The 16552-nt window shown below is 63.0% G+C and carries 16 protein-coding genes and 1 tRNA gene; 3 read left to right on the forward strand and 14 right to left on the reverse strand.

What is annotated here, in order from left to right; all coding sequences use genetic code 11:
- Window positions 1-24: 24 nt before the first annotated feature.
- The 4 genes from D0T11_RS05385 to D0T11_RS05400 form a co-directional block, all read right to left on the reverse strand.
- On the reverse strand, window positions 25-1059 hold the full coding sequence (locus D0T11_RS05385) for a PDDEXK nuclease domain-containing protein (protein WP_182888257.1): 1035 nt from the start codon (window positions 1057-1059) through the stop codon (window positions 25-27).
- Window positions 1060-1273: 214 nt separating this feature from the next.
- Window positions 1274-1687 (reverse strand): hypothetical protein, encoded by a 414-nt coding sequence (locus D0T11_RS05390; protein ID WP_245990609.1) that lies wholly within the window; start codon window positions 1685-1687, stop codon window positions 1274-1276.
- 123 nt (window positions 1688-1810) lie between these two features.
- Entirely contained in the window at window positions 1811-2557 is a 747-nt protein-coding gene (locus D0T11_RS05395; protein WP_119654758.1) for a hypothetical protein, read from the reverse strand.
- A 65-nt stretch (window positions 2558-2622) separates the two neighbouring features.
- Window positions 2623-3207 (reverse strand): thermonuclease family protein, encoded by a 585-nt coding sequence (locus tag D0T11_RS05400; protein ID WP_119654759.1) that lies wholly within the window; start codon window positions 3205-3207, stop codon window positions 2623-2625.
- Between the two features lie 70 nt (window positions 3208-3277).
- On the opposite strand from D0T11_RS05400, the gene D0T11_RS05405 reads away from it, so the two are divergent.
- Entirely contained in the window at window positions 3278-3472 is a 195-nt protein-coding gene (locus D0T11_RS05405; RefSeq protein ID WP_119654760.1) for a hypothetical protein, read from the forward strand.
- Between the two features lie 380 nt (window positions 3473-3852).
- On the opposite strand, the gene D0T11_RS05410 is transcribed toward D0T11_RS05405, so the two are convergent.
- The 9 genes from D0T11_RS05410 to pheS all read right to left on the reverse strand — a co-directional run bounded on the left by D0T11_RS05410 (window position 3853) and on the right by pheS (window position 13384).
- Entirely contained in the window at window positions 3853-4818 is a 966-nt protein-coding gene (locus D0T11_RS05410) for an MBL fold metallo-hydrolase (protein WP_119654761.1), read from the reverse strand.
- 30 nt (window positions 4819-4848) lie between these two features.
- On the reverse strand, window positions 4849-6426 hold the full coding sequence (locus tag D0T11_RS05415) for an FAD-dependent oxidoreductase (protein ID WP_119654762.1): 1578 nt from the start codon (window positions 6424-6426) through the stop codon (window positions 4849-4851).
- Window positions 6427-6689: 263 nt separating this feature from the next.
- Window positions 6690-7574 (reverse strand): SDR family oxidoreductase, encoded by an 885-nt coding sequence (locus D0T11_RS22915; RefSeq protein ID WP_220473700.1) that lies wholly within the window; start codon window positions 7572-7574, stop codon window positions 6690-6692.
- 15 nt (window positions 7575-7589) lie between these two features.
- Window positions 7590-8834: a family 1 glycosylhydrolase gene (locus D0T11_RS22920; protein WP_220473701.1), complete on the reverse strand. Its 1245-nt coding sequence runs from the start codon at window positions 8832-8834 to the stop codon at window positions 7590-7592.
- A 302-nt stretch (window positions 8835-9136) separates the two neighbouring features.
- A complete protein-coding gene (locus D0T11_RS05425; RefSeq protein ID WP_119654763.1) occupies window positions 9137-10465 on the reverse strand; it encodes a phage integrase SAM-like domain-containing protein in 1329 nt (442 codons plus the stop codon).
- 184 nt (window positions 10466-10649) lie between these two features.
- Window positions 10650-10726, reverse strand: a tRNA-Asn gene (locus tag D0T11_RS05430).
- A 96-nt stretch (window positions 10727-10822) separates the two neighbouring features.
- Window positions 10823-11269 (reverse strand): Rieske (2Fe-2S) protein, encoded by a 447-nt coding sequence (locus D0T11_RS05435; protein ID WP_119654764.1) that lies wholly within the window; start codon window positions 11267-11269, stop codon window positions 10823-10825.
- 74 nt (window positions 11270-11343) lie between these two features.
- Entirely contained in the window at window positions 11344-12261 is a 918-nt protein-coding gene (locus D0T11_RS05440) for a 3-hydroxyacyl-CoA dehydrogenase NAD-binding domain-containing protein (RefSeq protein ID WP_262681793.1), read from the reverse strand.
- Between the two features lie 67 nt (window positions 12262-12328).
- A complete protein-coding gene (gene pheS, locus D0T11_RS05445) occupies window positions 12329-13384 on the reverse strand; it encodes a phenylalanine--tRNA ligase subunit alpha (RefSeq protein WP_119654797.1) in 1056 nt (351 codons plus the stop codon).
- A gap of 211 nt (window positions 13385-13595) precedes the next feature.
- Here pheS and D0T11_RS05450 point away from each other — a divergent pair, with 211 nt between their 5' ends.
- Window positions 13596-14141: a hypothetical protein gene (locus D0T11_RS05450; protein ID WP_119654765.1), complete on the forward strand. Its 546-nt coding sequence runs from the start codon at window positions 13596-13598 to the stop codon at window positions 14139-14141.
- 326 nt (window positions 14142-14467) lie between these two features.
- Complete coding sequence (locus D0T11_RS05455) at window positions 14468-15124, forward strand: hypothetical protein (protein WP_147374534.1); 657 nt, start codon at window positions 14468-14470, stop codon at window positions 15122-15124.
- Window positions 15125-15215: 91 nt separating this feature from the next.
- Here D0T11_RS05455 and D0T11_RS05460 read toward each other — a convergent pair whose 3' ends face one another.
- Window positions 15216-16487, reverse strand: coding sequence for a M16 family metallopeptidase (locus D0T11_RS05460; RefSeq protein WP_119654767.1), 1272 nt, complete (start codon window positions 16485-16487; stop codon window positions 15216-15218).
- Window positions 16488-16552 lie beyond the last annotated feature (65 nt).

Consider the following 16552-nt stretch of genomic DNA (forward strand, 5'->3'; position numbering starts at 1 on the left):
TTATTGTACTCCTGGAAAGCACCGCTAGGCCTCTGGCAGCTCCGGCGCGCCCAGGGCCGCATCCAGCTCCTCCGACGTGGGCAGACTGCGACGCAACTCCGCGGGCAGGGCCCGGGTAAGCTGCCATTCGGCCACTCCAATCGGCTGGCTTAGCCCGCGTAGCGCGTACTCAGCTACCACCCGATTCTGGCTCTTGCACAGCACCAGCCCGATGGTGGGCTGGTCGGTCGGGTGGCGCAGCAGGTCGTCGGCCGCCGACAAGTAGAAATTCATCTTGCCGCTATCCTCGGGCTTGAACTCGCCCATTTTCAGGTCGATGATAACAAAGCACCGCAGCTTGAGGTGATAGAATACCAAGTCTAAGTAGTAGTCCTGTCCGCCGACCTCCAAATGGTATTGGCTGCCTACTAGCGCGAAGCCCTTGCCCAACTCCAGCAGAAACGAACGTACATGCCCGAGCAGGCCCCGCTCCAAATCCCGCTCCTGCGCCTCGGGCCCCAGCGAGAGGAAATCGAATGTGTACGGGTCTTTCAAAATCTGCTGCGCCAACTCTGATTGAGGCGCAGGCAGCGTGCGGCTGAAGTTGCTTACCGCCCGTCCCTGCCGGTGGTAGAGGCCGCTTTCCACCTGCGCGGATAGTACGTTGCGGCTCCAGCCATTATCAATGGTCTGCTGCACGTACCACGCCCGCTCGGCCGGGTCTTTCACCTTGTCCAATAGCAGGCAGTTATGGAACCACGGGATTTGTGCAGCAGCCTGCTGCACAATTGCCAAATCCGGCCAAGCCATGGCAAAAGCCCTCATATACTTGAGGTTGCGGGGCGAGAACCCCGACGCTTCCGGAAACTCCTGCCGTAGGTCCTGTGCCAGCTGCCCAATCACCTTGGCCCCCCAGCCTTGCTGCTGCTGCCGTTGCAGAATCTGCCGGCCAATGCGCCAGTACAGCTGCACCAGTTCCGAATTCACGGCCAGCGCCGCCCGAACCTGCGTTTCGCGGATGTGGCCCTTGAGCTCCGCCAGAAACTGCGGGTAGTCGGATGGTAGCGGGAGAACAGGCATGGGACGAAGATAGAAAGCAGCTAAGGGAAGCAAAAGCGGGCCCCCGAAATTACTCCGGCTTGTCATGCCACGCTGCAAAAGATTCTGCAGACGCTATCTGAAAATCAGCAACCCAAGCTGGTACCACCCGACACTTCAATTCCCCCCGAATGCAAAAGGCCGGCTCCTGCAAGCAGGAGCCGGCCTTGCCGGTCATTAATACCCAGGGAGACTGCTAACCCAGCGTTTCCGTTTCCTGTGCAGCGACAGACAACGCATCCTTTCCTGGAGCCGCAGCCATTGTTGCCGGCGCCGGCGGTATAATCGGGGTACCTGCAGCTACCTCCCCGAACAGTGGGTCAGCTGGCAGTGGCTGACCACTATTGCCGTCGGGAATCGGGTTGAATAACTGCTCTTCCTCGCCCGGGGTGCTCTGGCCCAGCAAACCCGTCAGCTGGTCGGGTTGCAGCACGTCCAGCAGGTCGTGTACCAGAATCGTCTGAGTGCTCACGTCCACGTTGTAGAGCTGGTTGAGTGCGTTCATCTGCGCGGCTGCGTCCTGGGACAGCCGCAACGCGTCGGCCAGCAGCTGGGTGTAGCGCCGGGCTTTCTGGTCCGACCGGGCCCGCTGGCGGATAGCGCGCTTCATGCGCCGCTTGAATTGGATTTGATAAGCAGTAAGTGCCATGATGTGAAAAGAGTAAAGGATGGAAGAGAAAGAAAAACGGCCGGCCATATTCGGCCGGCCGTTTCGTGCCGCTCACGGCCCGGCTTAGGCCACGTACTCAATGGCCAGCGGGTTCGTGCTGTTGTTGTTGAGGGCGTAGAACTTGCCGTTAATCTGCTGGTAGAAGTTGATGCCCACCACGCCCACCACCAGATTAGCCGCCGTCGGAGCCGCCGGGAAGCTGGCCACCACCGTCTGGTTTACCAAGGCCGCGCTGTTAATGGGCAGAATACCCAGCGGAGCAGCCACCACGGCACCAGTGAACGTCAGCATCTCCATGTCCAGGTCCGCCGCCGCAAATACCACTTCGAAGTGCGTGGCACCCTGCGGCGCGGCAATGTCCGAGGCCGGATTCAGCGCCGGGATGCTCATGGTCACGTCCGCCCCGTTGCCGGTTAGCTCGTAGGGGAAGTACATGGTCTGCCCGATACCGGCCCCGGCGTTGAAGTTGAAGCCGAGCAGGGGCGCCGAGTTACCCGAGTCGAACACGCGCTGGCCCCGGTCATTCGTGTCGTCGAGGCCGATAACCTCGCGCATCACCTTCGTAAGGCGGGCCGCCAGCTGACTGTCGCTGGCCGAGGCAATGGCCACCCGCAGCGAGTCGCGGAGCAGCTTGCTGTACTTGGCGGCCAGGCCAAACTCGGCCGCGTTTTCGCGGGTCCGCGCCCGGCTCGGCGAATTGGCGAAGGCCGCTTTGTCGCTGGCCGGCTTTTGGGAGATGTTTCCGTTTTTGCTGAACACCAGGCCCCCTACGGTGCCCTGGATGCCAATAATGCCCGTTTGACGTGCCATAGTAGTAAGTTGTTAAGGGTTGAAAAATCCGTTGTGCTGTGGCTGCTTGCGCTTGCGCGACGTTGCTACCAGGTGCAGCCCACCCCGTAGCGCCGCTTGTTTTTGTAGTTGAATTGCCGCCACTGCCGCGGCGTGAGCACGCCCACCGCCCCGCACTTCCAGAGCCCGCGCCGGGCGGCTAAAGCGGAGGCCTGCTGCGCGGCCCGCCCGCGTACCCGGTGCCTGGGGTCCCACGCCCAGGCCCAGCCCCGTACCACCAGCAGAGAATCCAGCGCCAAGGCCGACCCGCTGGCCGTCGGCAGTCGTAGCGTGGCCAGCGTCCGCCCGTACAGGTCCAGGCCGCGCCGCCCGAGTAGTACCTGCCGTTCAGGCCTGAGCAGCTGCGCCACCGAGTCGCCCGCCTGCCGCCCGAATGGTTGGTCCCGCTCCGGCGCATCCACGCCCAGCAGCCGCACCCGGTACACCACGCTCCCGGCCAGCACGTCGTAGGTGTCGGCATCCACGACCCGTACCACCCGCCCGGCTTCCTCCCTGGGCAGGACGAGAGTCGGCCGCGTAGCAGGCAACACCTGAGCGGCTACTTTATTCAATCCGAAACCAGTAGCAATCAGGAGCAACCACCCGCTGATATACAGTGCTTTAACTTTCATATAGCGAACCTACAACCGGCTTTTTACCGTTGTATATTCGTCTGTCCAAGTAGCCCCAATTCGCCCCAACATGCCCCAGGTTTGCCTCTACCCCAAAGACGTTGCCCAGCTCACTGGCACCGGCTACGACGCCGGCAAGCGCCTGTTGCAGCGCATCCGCACCCAGCTGCGCAAGCCCGCCCGCGCCTACGTTTCAGTGGCCGAGTTCTGCGCCTATACCCGCCTCCCGGAAGCCGAAGTTGCCGCCGCCCTCAACCGGGGCTGAAGGCAGGACGGAGGCAGTCTGCAGTCACCTTGTAGCACGAAAAAGCCCCGGCCCTAGATAGGGTCGGGGCCGTTTGCTGTCTTGCAGACTGCTATCATATCACGGTCGGACAGGGTGCTAGTTATGCGCGCCACCTTGGTCCATGGTTGCATGCCTTGGTTGGCCAAATGCTACAAGCCTTGAGCTTGGTCAAGCAGCAGGTCCAGTGCCGTGTGGACGAGGTCGGGAACGTACGTGGGCGAGATGAGCATGTCGTTGGTCGCCGCGAAGGACTGGCCGGCGCGAGGTGTATTCAACTAGCCGCAGCCATCCTATGGCCGCGTGACTATTATCGCTTCTTAGCTCGCAAGGAAAACAAGCGACTGAAGAGGCAGAAAGCTCTAGGCGCGTTTGCGCACCACTTGTGCCACCAGCAGGCCCACAACCCCGGCTACAACCAGCCCTTTTACCCACGGACTTACCAGGGGTGGGGGCACCGAAACCACCCCCGAGGCGTCGGCTACGGCCGGCTGCGCCACGTAACGGCCGTGGGCTGGCACCTGGGACTGAAAATGAGCCGCCAGTTCTTGAAGCTGCCGGCGTAGCTCGTCGCCCACCATGGCAATGCCATGACCCGTAGCGGCCACCTCCGGCTCCAGCGCGGCCAACCGCTCGACGGAGGCATGGGCTGCTTCCCAGTCGGGCGTGAAGTAGGCGGGGGGCCGATGCACCTGCTGCTGCTGGGTCCAGGTGGCCGCCATCGATTCGGCCCGCACGGTAGTAAAGGCATCGCCGGCCAGCAGCGTGCGGTCGGCCTCGCGGAAGAAGGAGACATGACCCGGCGTGTGGCCCGGCGTGTGCAGCCAACGCCAGCCCGGAAGGTGCGGCACGCTGCCATCGGCGGGTAGCGCCTCCACGCGCCGGCCCAAATCGAGCGGCGCTTTAGGGTATAGGAACGAGAGGGCCGCCATGCCGCCCCCGCCCACCGTGGGGTCGGGGGCCGGATAGGCGGAGCGGCCGGTCAGGTAAGGCAGCTCCAACGGGTGCGCATACACCTGCACTTCGGGCCAGGCAGCGAGCAAGTCGGGCAGCGCACTCACGTGGTCGAAGTGGCCGTGGGTGAGCACAATAGCCTGCGGCGGGTTGTCCGCCCCAAACAACTCGGCCGCGTGGTGGCGAATATGCTGGGCCGAAGCCGGCAGGCCCGCATCCACCAGCACCCAAGGGGCACCAGTGGCCGGCTGCTGCTCCTGCTGCGTGGGCTGAACGTAGTACAGATTCGCAAACACGTTGCGCCAGGCCGTTACGCCGGGCACTAGGGGCTGCAAAGCGGGCGTCGTGGCGCGCGTGGCGTGATTGGAGAGCATATAGCAGGTGGCTAAGGGAAAAGAAAAGACTTATTCACTCAGGCTTTTCGGGGCCAAATCGGAATTGGCCGGGCCCGCCAGCAAGTGGCCGTAGGCGTCGAAGCGTGAGCCGTGGCAGGGACAGTCCCAGCTCGTTTCCAAATCGTTCCAATGCACCACGCAGCCCAGGTGCGGGCAGATAGCCGAGCAGGTGTGCGTCTGGCCCTGCGGGTCTTTGTACACTGCTACTTTGGTCAGGCCCTGGCGCAGCACGGCCCCGCTGCCGGGCGCAATATCGTCGGCCGAAGCCACGTCGCCCCCCGTGAGCAGTTCGGTGAAGTCGGCCACCACGCTGGCGTTGTCCTTGGCGTATTCCTTGAGTGATTCCGCTTTCAGCGTTACCCGGCCGGGGTCGTAAAGCGACTCCCAGGGGTTGGGGTGGCCTAGAATAAGGTCGCGCAGCAGCATGGCGCCCAGCGTACCGTGCGTCATGCCGTGGCCCGAGTCGCCGGTGATGATGTACACGTTGTCCGAATCGAGCGGATTGCGGCCGGCATAGGCCAGGCTGTCGTTGGGCTCCAGCACCTGGCCCGACCAGCGGTAGTCGATGGCCGTGATTTGGGGGAAGTGCGTGCGCGCCCAATCCTCCAGGCAGTCCAGCCGGGCCTGGGGGTCGTCCTCGCCCACTTTATGGTCCTCGCCGCCAACCAGCAGCAGGTCGTAATCCGCGGGTTGGCCGTGCTCATCTGATTCTACCGGTTGGATGCGGATGTAGTGGTAGGGGTCGGGCGTATCCCAGTACAGGGCCGTGGCAATGGCGCCTTTCGGCACCCGCGCCGCCAAGGCATAAGTGCGCCAGGGCGACTGCTTGGTGTGCATCACCACCCGGTCGTTGAACGGCGAGTTGGTGGCCACCACCACGGCCTGCGCCTCCACGGTGAAGCCTTCGGTGGTGCGCACGCTGGCCGGACTGCCGCCACTCACCTCCGTCACGTGCGAACGGGTGAAAATGCGCCCGCCCTGCGCCGTAATCGCCGCCGCCAGGCCGTTGAGGTATTTGATGATGTGGAACTGGCCCTGCTGGGGAAAACGCAGGCACTGGCCCGTCGCGAAGCCCTTGGTGCCCGAATCGGACAGCCACTCCACGCCTGTGAGGCCCGCGCGGTGGGCGGCGGCCAACTCGTCGTGTAGCTCCTGCGGGTTGCCGTCTTTGGGTAAAAACAGGTAGCCATCGAGGCGCGCGAAGTCGCAGCTGATGTGCTCGACGCCGACGATTTGCTCGATTTGCGCAATGGCCGCGGTGTGGCTCTCAGCCGCCAGTTGCGCCCCTTCGGCGCCGAAAAGCTCCTCCAAGACGGTGTACCCCTCGTCGAGGGCATTGGAGAGGTGGGCCGTGGTGCGGCCGCTTTCGCCGCTGGCCAGTTCGCCATCTTCGAGCAATACCACTTTTTTGCCCGCCTGCCCCAGCAGATAGGCCGTGGTGAGGCCCGCAATTCCGCCCCCGACCACGACCACGTCGGCCGTGGTGTTTTCGCGCAGCGGCGCAAAGGTGGGCGGCGTGGCCGCCGTAGCAAACCAACTCGAAACAGTAGCACCAGAGGTGCGGGCAGGGTCAACAGTAGGGGCCATACAGGTTGGGTTGTAACTGTTAAGAAAAGCAGGATGCACCGGGTAGCTAGCCAACCTCATTTCCACCCCGCTTCCCTCAAAAGCGAGGAGCCGGGGTGCCGCGTAAATGGGTAGCTATTGCCCGTCCTACGCGCCTGATTGGCGGAGGGTTGGCCCGCTTTTCAAGCCGCATGGGCTAAGCACAGCTGTAGGGCGGGCTATTGACTAGTGGATAAGCCGCCTGGTGACGCTCTTTAGAATCTGCTCTATAGGACCTGCTTACGCTAGATGAGTAGCATGGCCGGTGGATTAGCGGAGCCCAGCAACCGCTCATCGGCTAGGTGGCGGTGCAGGCCGCTTTCCACACTGGGCAGTAAGGCCCCGTGCGCACTGCCTAAGACGCTGTAGCCCGGGCGGGAGGCCGCCCACCCAAAGCTGGCGGCCGGTTGGGGAACCACCCCAGCGGCATCCAGACCAGCTAGGGTGAGGGCCAAACGTGCCAGCTCGGCCCAGGTACAGGCGCCTTGGTTGGTTAAATGCCATAGGCCCTGGGCCTCGTCCAGCAATAGGTCCAGCGCCGTGTTAACGAGGTCGGGAACATACGTAGGCGAGATGAGCAGGTCATCGGCCGCGGCGAAGGGCTGGCCGGCGCGGGCGGCCATGAGGGCGTGGTGCACGAAATTATGCGGGTCCCAAGCGCTGAAGAAAGCGCTGGTGCGCACCACCAGGGCCGTGGGCAAGTGGGCTAGCACGGCTTGCTCAGCTTGCCATTTGCTGCGACCGTAGGCACTTAGCGGGCATGGCGCATCGCTTTCGAGATACGGTGCGGACTGCCCGCCATCGAATACCAAATCCGAGGAGAAGGTGAGCAATGGTAGGTGGTGCGCAGCGCAGGCCTTGGCGAGCAGCTGCGGGCCGGTAGTGTTTTCGCGAATGCAACGGGCCTCATCCATTTCGGCTTCATCGACACGCACATAGCCGGCAGCATTCACTATCGCCCAGGGCTGGTGCTCCCGCAGGGCTTGGGCAATGGAATTAGTACTGGCGATGTCTAAAGCGGCTCGGTCCAGCGCCACCACGGCCAAGCCCCGCATGCGGCACACCCGCCAAAAGGCCTGACCCAGCGTGCCCTTGGCGCCGGTAATGAGCAGGGGTTGCGTCGTTAGCATAAGCAAGCGATGAGGTTAGACGGATTCGACGGGCCAGTAAAAACGGACGTCCCGCTGCCACCAGCCCAGACCCTGCAGTACTGGGTGGGCGTAATGGCCCTCCTGAATAAGGGCCTGCACCATTCTGGCCAGCGCCGTGGGGCGGGGCAGTCCACCGCGCACATCAAACACGCCGGGCTCGTACGAAGCGCCATCCTGGGTCAGCAGGTTATCCCAATCAAAGGCCCCCAATAAGGACCACACCGTCAGGGCGCGCACCTGCACACCCTGGGTCCGCAGCCGGTTGGCCGCGTGCCAGCTTTGGTGCAGCCAGCGCAGCTGCTCTTCCCGCGTGCAGCCCAGGTGCGATTCCGTAATGGCCAGCGGCCTATGGTAACGCTGCCAGGTGTCGCGCAGCAGCCCTTCGAGGCCCCGCACGGCCACGCCGCGCACGCGCAGGGCTTCCACGTCCACGTAGGCTGGGTGGTGCAGGCCACTAATTGGCGGTTGCCCAGGATAGCCGGCCAGCACATCGTCCAGGTATCGCTCGCCGGTTACGTAGTGGTTGATGCCCAGCACGTCGGGCGGCAGCGGCTGGTCGATAAAGGCTTGTAATTCGGCTTCCGCAATGCCATGGCGGAGCAGGTAGCCCCAGAGCGGATGCGCCGCCGTCACGTGCCCGCCCAGCAAATCGAAGGTGAGCCAGCGGCGGTGGTTCTCAAATTCGGCCTGTTGCGCCAAAGCCGGCGAACAGTGCGCGTAGCCCAGGTCTTCGGTCTGCACCAGCTGCGCCGCCGGGTTAACTTCCCGAATCGCCAGCATGGCCAGCCGGGTGGCGTGCAGCTCATTGAGCAGGATGCGCACAAAGGTGGCGTCGTCGCGCCCGTGCGGATACCACAGGCCGTAGAGGCCGCTGAACCGGGCCGTTGTCAGCGGCTCATTCACGGGCGTGTAGTAGCGCACCCAGGGGTAGCGCTCGGCCACCATCCGGGCGTAGCGGGCCAGGCCGGGGGCAAACGTGGGTTCGTGCAGGGCCGTGTAGCGCGGGCCGCTGCCGTGGTGAACTAAGCCCACGATGGGTTCAATCTGCAGGGCCTGCAGGCGGGCCAGCCGCTCATCGGGCCATTGCCAATCCGGCTCGTCGAGGCTGTTGGGGGCTACGTGTTCCCACAGCACCGGGTAGCGCAGCGTACGCAGGCCCAGGGCGGCAAACTGGTCCAGGTCCTCCGGCCGGTGGCGGTGGCCGCTGCGCGTGAGCTGGTCGGAATAAGCGTCGCCCACGCGTCGGCAGGTGCATTCGACGCCACCCCAGATTTCGGGGTTTGTAGAGGGTCTTAAATCTGGCATTAATAGGTTAGCAGCTAACGGCCTTACGGCTTGGCGGGGTCGCGCGACACCAGCTTTTCTACTATTTCGGTGGAGTAGGAAACGGCAGGCTTACGCGCGGGCTCTTCCGATTTCTCGGTGAGCTATACTGTCAGATTACCGCCAAGGTTCCCTAGGGGCGGGTAGGCCATCCTCCTGTCCGGGGCTGGTTGCTCCGGCAAGAAGATAGGCTAACAACGACCACCATTGGCCGAAAACTACACCGCCGGCTCTTTATCATACCACTCGCCCAGAATGGCCCGCCAAGCCTCCAGCACCGCCGGCGCCAATAGTCGCGCCTTGTCCTTGGCGTAGCGGTCCGTCACATCCTCCTCCGCATGCCCGAGCACCAGCTTGGCCAGGGCCTTGTTACCGTTGCCCGCCTGCTTGAGCAGCGTGCCGGCCGTGTGCCGCGCCGTGTGCGTCCCGATGACCTGATGAATCGGCCGCCAGTTGTGGACCACCTTGCCGCCCGTAATCAGCCGGTCGTCCCACTCCCGCGTCAGGCCCGCCTGCTGGGCCACCTCCTTAATCCATTCACCTCGCTGCTGCCAGGTGCGGGCCGGAAACTTCCAGCCCCACCGCTCCCCGATACGCACGGCAATAGGAGGGAGCGGCACCGCCGCATCGTTGCCCGTCTTGCCCTGCGCGTGCAGCAGTGCCGGCACCGAAGTACCATCGGCCAGGGGCAGGGATATCCGCTCGCGCTTGTCGAACTTCTCCAGGTCCTCGTACCGCCGCCCGCTGAACAGCTGAAACAGCCACCGGTCCCGCTCTTCGGCCAGATGCTCTTCTGTGGGCTTCCACCCGATAAGCCGCCGCACCTCTTCAATCTCCAGGTCCAGCTGCGGCGCGTTCTTGGCCGAGTACTGCAGCCAGGGCATATCCGCCTTTAGGTCCAGTTGCTCCAAGCACTTGCGCAGGCCGGTGAAATGCACCTTGATAGTTGCGTCCGACTTCTGCAGGTCTAGCAGGTGCTGCTGGTATTCCTTGGCTACTTTCTGCGTAACCTGCTCCGGGCGCAGGTCCGGCTGCCAGCTTTCCATCATCGTAGCCAGCTGGTCGTACTTGCGCAGCGAGTCCTTGCCCAGGTTACGGTTCTGCTCCTTCCATTCCTCCAGCACCTGCCGGAACGTGCGGCTGTTGTCTGCCTCTTGCGGCACTGGTGTCGCTGCCTTAACCCTGGCTTCGGGGAACAGCTCGGCCAGCAACGCCTTCTTTTCTACCTTCTGAAACGGAGCCGCATCGAAAAGCCGGTTGAAGGCCCCCAGAATATCCCGCTCCCAGTCGCTCAACCGGCCATTGATGGCCACGAAGTCATCATGGCCCCGTAGCACCCGGCCCAGGCCGGCGCTCCACAGCTCCTCCGGCTGTCCGTGCCTGTCCAGCCGTTGGGGTAGTACCCGCTCGCCGGTATTCTCCTGGATTTCCTGCCCGTGCCAGCGCGCCGTAAGCCGCAGCGGGCAGTAGCCCTGCTTATCAGCCTCCGCCAGCCGCGGATGCAGCCGGACGCTTATCTTCCTTTTGAACTGCTTTGACTGGTCCATCGGTCGGGAGAATTGTAGGATGTCGCCCTGGCTTTCGCCTCAGTTTCCGCCCTGGTTTTCTTCCTAAGGTAGTCTAAGATTATCGGATAGTCAAGCTGATTCCGCAACCAAATATGCCCTGACGGCAACCAAAAGGGCATAAACGCAAAAACACCCGCCGGCTATCGGCGGGTGTTTTTATATGTGGCGCTCCCTCCTGGGCTCGAACCAGGGACCCTCTGATTAACAGTCAGATGCTCTAACCGGCTGAGCTAAGGAAGCGGTTATGGCGGCATTTTTTTGCCGTTGCTGGTGCAATATTAGAACAAAGTTCTCGAAGCTGCAACTATGCGTTTCAAAAAAGTTGATGCTTCTTTTTTAGTTCGTGATTGTCAGGTTATTGCCGGACAGGGCGGTATTGTACCGTCGGAGCGGTAGCGTGGCGGGTCCTCCCTGGGGCTGGCCCGTGAAGCTGAACCGCGACTGGCAGCACGGGTCATGGAGCTGAATCAATTGGCTGATGAAGACCCGGGCACAGGTGTCCTGGGGTTGGTAAGGGCAGTTACGGTCGAAGGCCAGATAGGTGCTGGCGTTTTGCCGGACGACGATCAGGCCCCGCACGCCGCCCTTGTGGTATACAGCTCCGTTGTCGAAGCGCAGGCTGGCATTCTGCTGGTCGGTGAGCACCAGCAACTCGTTCACGGCGGCCAGCGGAATCTGGGGCTGCACGGTGCTGCCCGAGTTGCAGGCCATGAGGGTCAACAGCAAGCCCGGAAGCAGGGTAGCCACTATGGTCGTATGGCGAAACAGGTGGGAAACGGGCATTAGAGAAATCAGATGGGGGGCGGTTGGACCGCCAGAACATGCGTTGCGACCCAAATGGTGCGACCGGCCGGGGTTTACGTTGCGGCGGGGTAGTCGTAGAAGCCCCGGCCCGACTTGCGGCCGTGGTGGCCGGCATCTACTTTCTGCTGCTGCAAACGGCTGGGCCGGAACTTGGCGTCGTAGTGAAAGGCCTCGTACATAGCCGCCGTGACGAGGTAGTTGCTATCGACCCCAATCAGGTCCATGAGGCGGAAAGGTCCCATGCGGAAGCCAGCCGATTCCAGCAGCTCATCCGTCACCTCCACGGAGGCTACCTGCTCCTCCGCTATCTTCAGTCCTTCCACGTAGTAGTGGCGCGCTACCCGGTTCACGATGAAGCCCGGCGCGTCGGCGGCGCGCACGGGGCGCTTGCCGAGCTGTTCGGCCAGCGCGTACATGGCATCGGCCACGGCGGGCGCGGTGGCCACGCCGCTGATAACTTCCACCAGCTTCATAATGGGGGCCGGATTGAAGAAGTGCAGACCCACCACGCGCTCCGGGTGCGGAATACCCGCTGCCAGGCGCGTGATGGGCAGCGACGACGTGTTGGAGGCAAAAATAGTGGTGGCCGGGTTTTGTCGGGTCAGGTTCTGAAACAGCTGCTGCTTCACGTCCAGCCTCTCCACCACGGCCTCCACAATCAGGTCGGCTTGCACCTGGGTCAGGTCAGCCGTGAGGGTGAGGCGGGCCAGGGCGGCTTCGCGGTCGGCGGGCGTTATTTTCTGCTTCTCCACCAGCTTGCCCAGCCCCGCCGCAATGGCCTGTTGGGCCTTGGGCAGCATATCGGCGTTGATATCGAAGAGAATTGTAGGCAAGCCATGCTGCACGCACACCTGCGCGATGCCCAGGCCCATCGTGCCTGCCCCCACAATGGCCACGGTGCTAATGGAGGGACCAGGGGCCGGGTGGCGGGCGGACGAGGAAGCAGACGAAGTGGGATGGGAAGCGGACATGGGAGTCGGGCGGGAATAAAGTGACGATAAGTGGCTAAAGCAGGGCCGTAAATCCTTCGTGCCCCTCTTACTGAAGGCCTTCGAACTGGCGCAGGAAGCGCAGGTCGTTTTCGGTGAACAAGCGCAGATCCTTAACCTGATACTTGAGCATCGTGATGCGCTCGATGCCCATGCCCCAGGCGTAGCCCGAGTAGCGCTCCGGATCAATGCCCGACTGCTCCAGCACGGCCGGATCGACCATGCCGCTGCCGCCGATTTCGACCCAGCCGGTACCCTTGCAGATGTTGCAGCCCTGGCCTTTGCAAATCAGGCAGGTGATGTCGATTTCGGCTGAAGGCTCGGTGAAGGGAAAGAACGAGGGCCGGAAGCGCACCTGCACATCGGCGCCGAACAGCTCCTGCACGAAGTAGTAAACTGTCTGCTTGAGGTCGGCGAAGCTCACGTTTTCGTCAATGAACAGGGCCTCCACCTGATGGAACATCATGTGGGCGCGCGCCGAAATAGCTTCGTTGCGGTACACCCGGCCAGGCATAATGCTGCGGATGGGCGGCTTCTGAGACTTCATCACGCGCACCTGTACCGGGCTGGTGTGGGTGCGCAGCAGGTAGCTGGGAGCCGGGGCCTGCTCGCCCGGTATCGGCGCGCTTTTCACGAAAAAGGTGTCCTGCATATCGCGGGCGGGGTGGTTTTCGGGAAAGTTGAGGGCCGTGAAGTTGTGCCAGTCGTCCTCGATCTCCGGTCCTTCGGCCACGTTGAAGCCGATACGGGCCAGGATGCGCACGATTTCCTCGCGCACTAGACTCAGCGGGTGGCGGGTGCCCAGCGCCTGGGGCACGGCGGGCAGCGTGTAGTCGAAGGTGGGGTTAGCGGGGGCGTTGACAGTGGCCGATTCCAGCTGCTGCTGGCGCTCCTCGAAGCGGGCGACGGCCAGCTGCTTGAGTTGGTTGAGCTCCTGGCCCACCGCCCGGCGGTCCGGCGGGTCCACGGTTTTGAGCTGGTCGAACAGGTCGGCCAGCTGGCCCTTGCGGCCGGTATAGGCAATGCGGAACTGGTCGAGCTGTTCCGCCGTGGTCAGGTCGTAGGCTTCAATTTCCAACCGTACCCGGGCAATGGTTTCCTGCATCATCCTGCAAAGGTAGGCTGATTGCGGATTGTTGCGGAAGCAATGCTTTAGAACACGACCAGGGCGGGGTATCCAAAAAGCTGGTACGGTTGCTGCAAAGTCGGCCCGCAGCACAGGCCCGCAGCTAGCGGCCGTGGGGTAGCACCCGCCAGATGGCTGCGGCCCCGGTTCAACCAGACCACCGGCCTTCACCTGCACTAAATCATTCTGTATGAAACAGTTATTCTTCGCCGCAGCCGTAGCTATCGGCCTCCTCAGTGCGTCTCAGGTGCAGGCGCAATCCAGCAAAAAAGCAACGGTTCAGCCGCCCACCAACACCAGCGTGGCCCCCGCCGCCCGTGCTGCCGCCGACGACTGGGGCTGGAGTGCGGGCTGGGGCGACGCCCGTGCCGAGCGCCCCGTGCCCACCCATCCGTCAACGGCCGATTCGCTGGCTGCCGTTTCCGCCGACCCGATGATGCAGTCTCTGGGGGCCATGCTGGCTCCCGGCATGAATACGGCTCCCTACCGGGGCGCGAGTACCGACTACCACGGCCGGCCGGTTGCCCGGGGTAAATCGTACCGGCCCCGGTCGGTGCGGGTGGTCCAAACCGACCCGATGATGCAGTCTTCGGGGGCCATGCTGGCTCCCGGCATGAATACGGCTCCCTACCGGGGCGCGAGTACCGACTACCACGGCCGGCCCTTGCGACAGCCCACTCCAGAGGTAGCCCTTAACCTCCCCGCTACCAACCCGGCTGTGGTGGCAGGCTGGTAAGCTCCGTGCTCCCCACACCCCGAATGGCCCGGCCAGGGGGGCAGATGGCCGAATGACCGTTGACCCAAAAAGATGCCCGCGGAGCCGGCCGGGGCCGTCTTTGATCGACTTGCTACTGGCCCCGGACCGGGGCCAGCAAGAAAAACGGAACGTTAGCCGGGAGACAGTCGTTAGGTAATAGTCGGATAATCTGTTGATTATCCGCAAACATAATCTGCGGGGAACTTCCCGGCTAGCGTCGCGTTCTGCCAAAATATGGGGCAGGTATTTCGGACCCGCACGGGGCACCGTACCTTCGCGCCAACAACCTGTTTATCATCTTCTTCATGACTCGTCAAATTCTTCCTTTGCTGCTGATTGGTGGCCTTCTGATAGCCGCTCCTGCCGTAGCCCAAAAGAAAAAAGCGGGGGACGACTGGGGCTCCTCCGATGGCTGGGGCGCTTCGGCACCCAAGAAAGCAGCCCCGGCCAAGGCGGCTGCCGATAAAACGGCCGCTACCAAAACGGCTATGCCCGTTGCCGAACCTGCCGCTGCCACTACGGCCCCGGCGGCGGGTGCGGGTGCGTGGGGTGGCGCTGCCGGCGCGGCTTCCGCAGCGCCAGCTCCTGAAAGCCAGCCTATTGGGGCTAGCTTGGCCCCGGGCTTCACGGCTGCCCCTTCCCGACGGGTAACCACCGACTACCGGGGCCGTCCACTGGCCCCGTACGTGCGGCGTTCGGTCCGCTCGGTTGATATTGCGCCCCCGGCCCCGGCTCCGTTGCCCGTAATGGCCCCGGAACCTGAGCCTGAACCAGTGGTAGTGGCGGCTCCTGCCGCTCCCAAAGCCACGGCTACCAAAACGGCCGCCGCTTCGGCCGGCACCAAAAGTAGCGGTACTACCGCTGCCAAGAAAAGCGTTGCTCCGGCGGCGGCTCCCGCTAAAAAGGCCGCTCCAGCTAAGAAGGCAGATGATGCCTGGGGCGGGGGTGGCAGCGGCTGGTAACGGCTATTGCTTCACTCAGACCGATAAACGAAGAACGCCCATCTGGTGATACCAGATGGGCGTTCTTCGTTTATCAACGTTAAGCCGCCCGCTATTGCGCCACTTCTACCAGCACGGGTTCGGCTACGGGCTGAGCCCGGTAGTAGAGGGTACTGCAATTTTCGGGGCGCAGCACTTCCCGGGCCGCTTCCAGCACCTGGGCGGTAGTTACGGCCTGCACCTTGGTGCTTTCCTGGTTCACGAGGCTGGCGTCGCCGAGGAGTTTACTGAAAGCCAGGTTCATGGCCCGGTTCAGGAGTTCGATTTCGCCGAACACGATGCTCACTTCGGCTTGGTTCTTCACTTTTTCCAACTCTGCGACCGGTACTTCAGTGGTGAGCATTTCGGCCACCACGGCTTCCAGGGCCGCATCGGCCTGTTCCAGCGTAACACCCGCGTTTAGTTTGCCGCTGATAACGAGCAGCCCCGGTTCCAGGGACCCCATTACAGAGGCCGACAGCGAATTGAACAGGGCCTGGTCTTTCACCAGCCGCTGGTAGAGGCGCGACGATTTTCCCCGGCCCAGCACATCGGAGAGCAGATCGGCGGGGTAGTAGTCGTCTTCGCCCCGGCCGGGCATGTGGTAGACTTTGTAGAGCGCCGACAGCGGCACCTCGGCACCTGCTTCGAGGAAGCGGGCTTCGGTCTGGCGGGGCTCCCGGGGCAGTTGGCGCTCGTAGTGAATGCCGCCCGGAATGGGTTCGAACCACTTTTCGGCCAGGCGACGGGCCTCGGCCACGGTTACGTCGCCGGCTACGACCAGCACGGCATTGGTGGGGGCGTAGTGCTTGGCGAAGAAGTCGCGCACCTGCTGCATGGTGGCCTCCTCAATGTGGGCGACTTCCTTGCCGATGGTGGCCCACTGGTAGGGGTGATGCTGGTAGGCGAGGGGCCGCAGCTTCAGCCAGACGTCGCCGTAGGGCTGGTTGAGGTAGTTCTGCTTGAATTCCTCGACCACCACTTTGCGCTGCACGTCGAGGCCGTTCTCGGAGAAAGCCAGGTTCAGCATCCTATCCGATTCGAGCCAGAAGCCGGTTTCGAGGTTGGCAGCGGGTAGGGTCAGGTAGTAGTTGGTGATGTCGGGGGAGGTGAAGGCATTGTTCTCGCCGCCCACCAGCTGCAAGGGCTCGTCGTAGCTGGGAATGTTGACGGAGCCCGAGAACATGAGGTGCTCGAACAGGTGGGCGAATCCGGTCTGGTCGGGTGCTTCGTCGCGGGAGCCCACGTTGTAGAGTACGTTGAGCACGGCCATGGGCGTGCTGTGGTCTTCGTGGACAATGCAGCGCAAGCCGTTGGCCAGGGTAAATTCTTCAAACTGAATCATGGAGGAAAGCTACAAGCTGGAAGCTGCAAGCTGCAAGCTTCTTTTCATATTTACCGATAACTGCT

The sequence above is a fragment of the Hymenobacter rubripertinctus genome, assembly GCF_003583925.1.
Classification (GTDB): Bacteria; Bacteroidota; Bacteroidia; order Cytophagales; family Hymenobacteraceae; genus Hymenobacter; species Hymenobacter rubripertinctus.

Excerpts from the sequence above, each read along its gene's own strand:
- D0T11_RS05435 (WP_119654764.1), bottom strand. The coding sequence starts at position 11,269 with ATGCCCGTTTCCCACCTGTTTCGCCATACGACCATAGTGGCTACCCTG.
- D0T11_RS05395 (WP_119654758.1), bottom strand. The coding sequence starts at position 2,557 with ATGGCACGTCAAACGGGCATTATTGGCATCCAGGGCACCGTAGGGGGC.
- D0T11_RS05390 (WP_245990609.1), bottom strand. The coding sequence starts at position 1,687 with ATGAAGCGCGCTATCCGCCAGCGGGCCCGGTCGGACCAGAAAGCCCGG.
- D0T11_RS05385 (WP_182888257.1), bottom strand. The coding sequence starts at position 1,059 with ATGCCTGTTCTCCCGCTACCATCCGACTACCCGCAGTTTCTGGCGGAG.
- D0T11_RS05455 (WP_147374534.1), top strand. The coding sequence starts at position 14,468 with ATGACTCGTCAAATTCTTCCTTTGCTGCTGATTGGTGGCCTTCTGATA.
- D0T11_RS05400 (WP_119654759.1), bottom strand. The coding sequence starts at position 3,207 with ATGAAAGTTAAAGCACTGTATATCAGCGGGTGGTTGCTCCTGATTGCT.
- D0T11_RS05425 (WP_119654763.1), bottom strand. The coding sequence starts at position 10,465 with ATGGACCAGTCAAAGCAGTTCAAAAGGAAGATAAGCGTCCGGCTGCAT.
- D0T11_RS05410 (WP_119654761.1), bottom strand. The coding sequence starts at position 4,818 with ATGCTCTCCAATCACGCCACGCGCGCCACGACGCCCGCTTTGCAGCCC.
- D0T11_RS22915 (WP_220473700.1), bottom strand. The coding sequence starts at position 7,574 with ATGCTAACGACGCAACCCCTGCTCATTACCGGCGCCAAGGGCACGCTG.
- D0T11_RS05450 (WP_119654765.1), top strand. The coding sequence starts at position 13,596 with ATGAAACAGTTATTCTTCGCCGCAGCCGTAGCTATCGGCCTCCTCAGT.
- D0T11_RS05405 (WP_119654760.1), top strand. The coding sequence starts at position 3,278 with ATGCCCCAGGTTTGCCTCTACCCCAAAGACGTTGCCCAGCTCACTGGC.
- D0T11_RS05440 (WP_262681793.1), bottom strand. The coding sequence starts at position 12,261 with ATGTCCGCTTCCCATCCCACTTCGTCTGCTTCCTCGTCCGCCCGCCAC.
- D0T11_RS05460 (WP_119654767.1), bottom strand. The coding sequence starts at position 16,487 with ATGATTCAGTTTGAAGAATTTACCCTGGCCAACGGCTTGCGCTGCATT.
- pheS (WP_119654797.1), bottom strand. The coding sequence starts at position 13,384 with ATGCAGGAAACCATTGCCCGGGTACGGTTGGAAATTGAAGCCTACGAC.
- D0T11_RS05415 (WP_119654762.1), bottom strand. The coding sequence starts at position 6,426 with ATGGCCCCTACTGTTGACCCTGCCCGCACCTCTGGTGCTACTGTTTCG.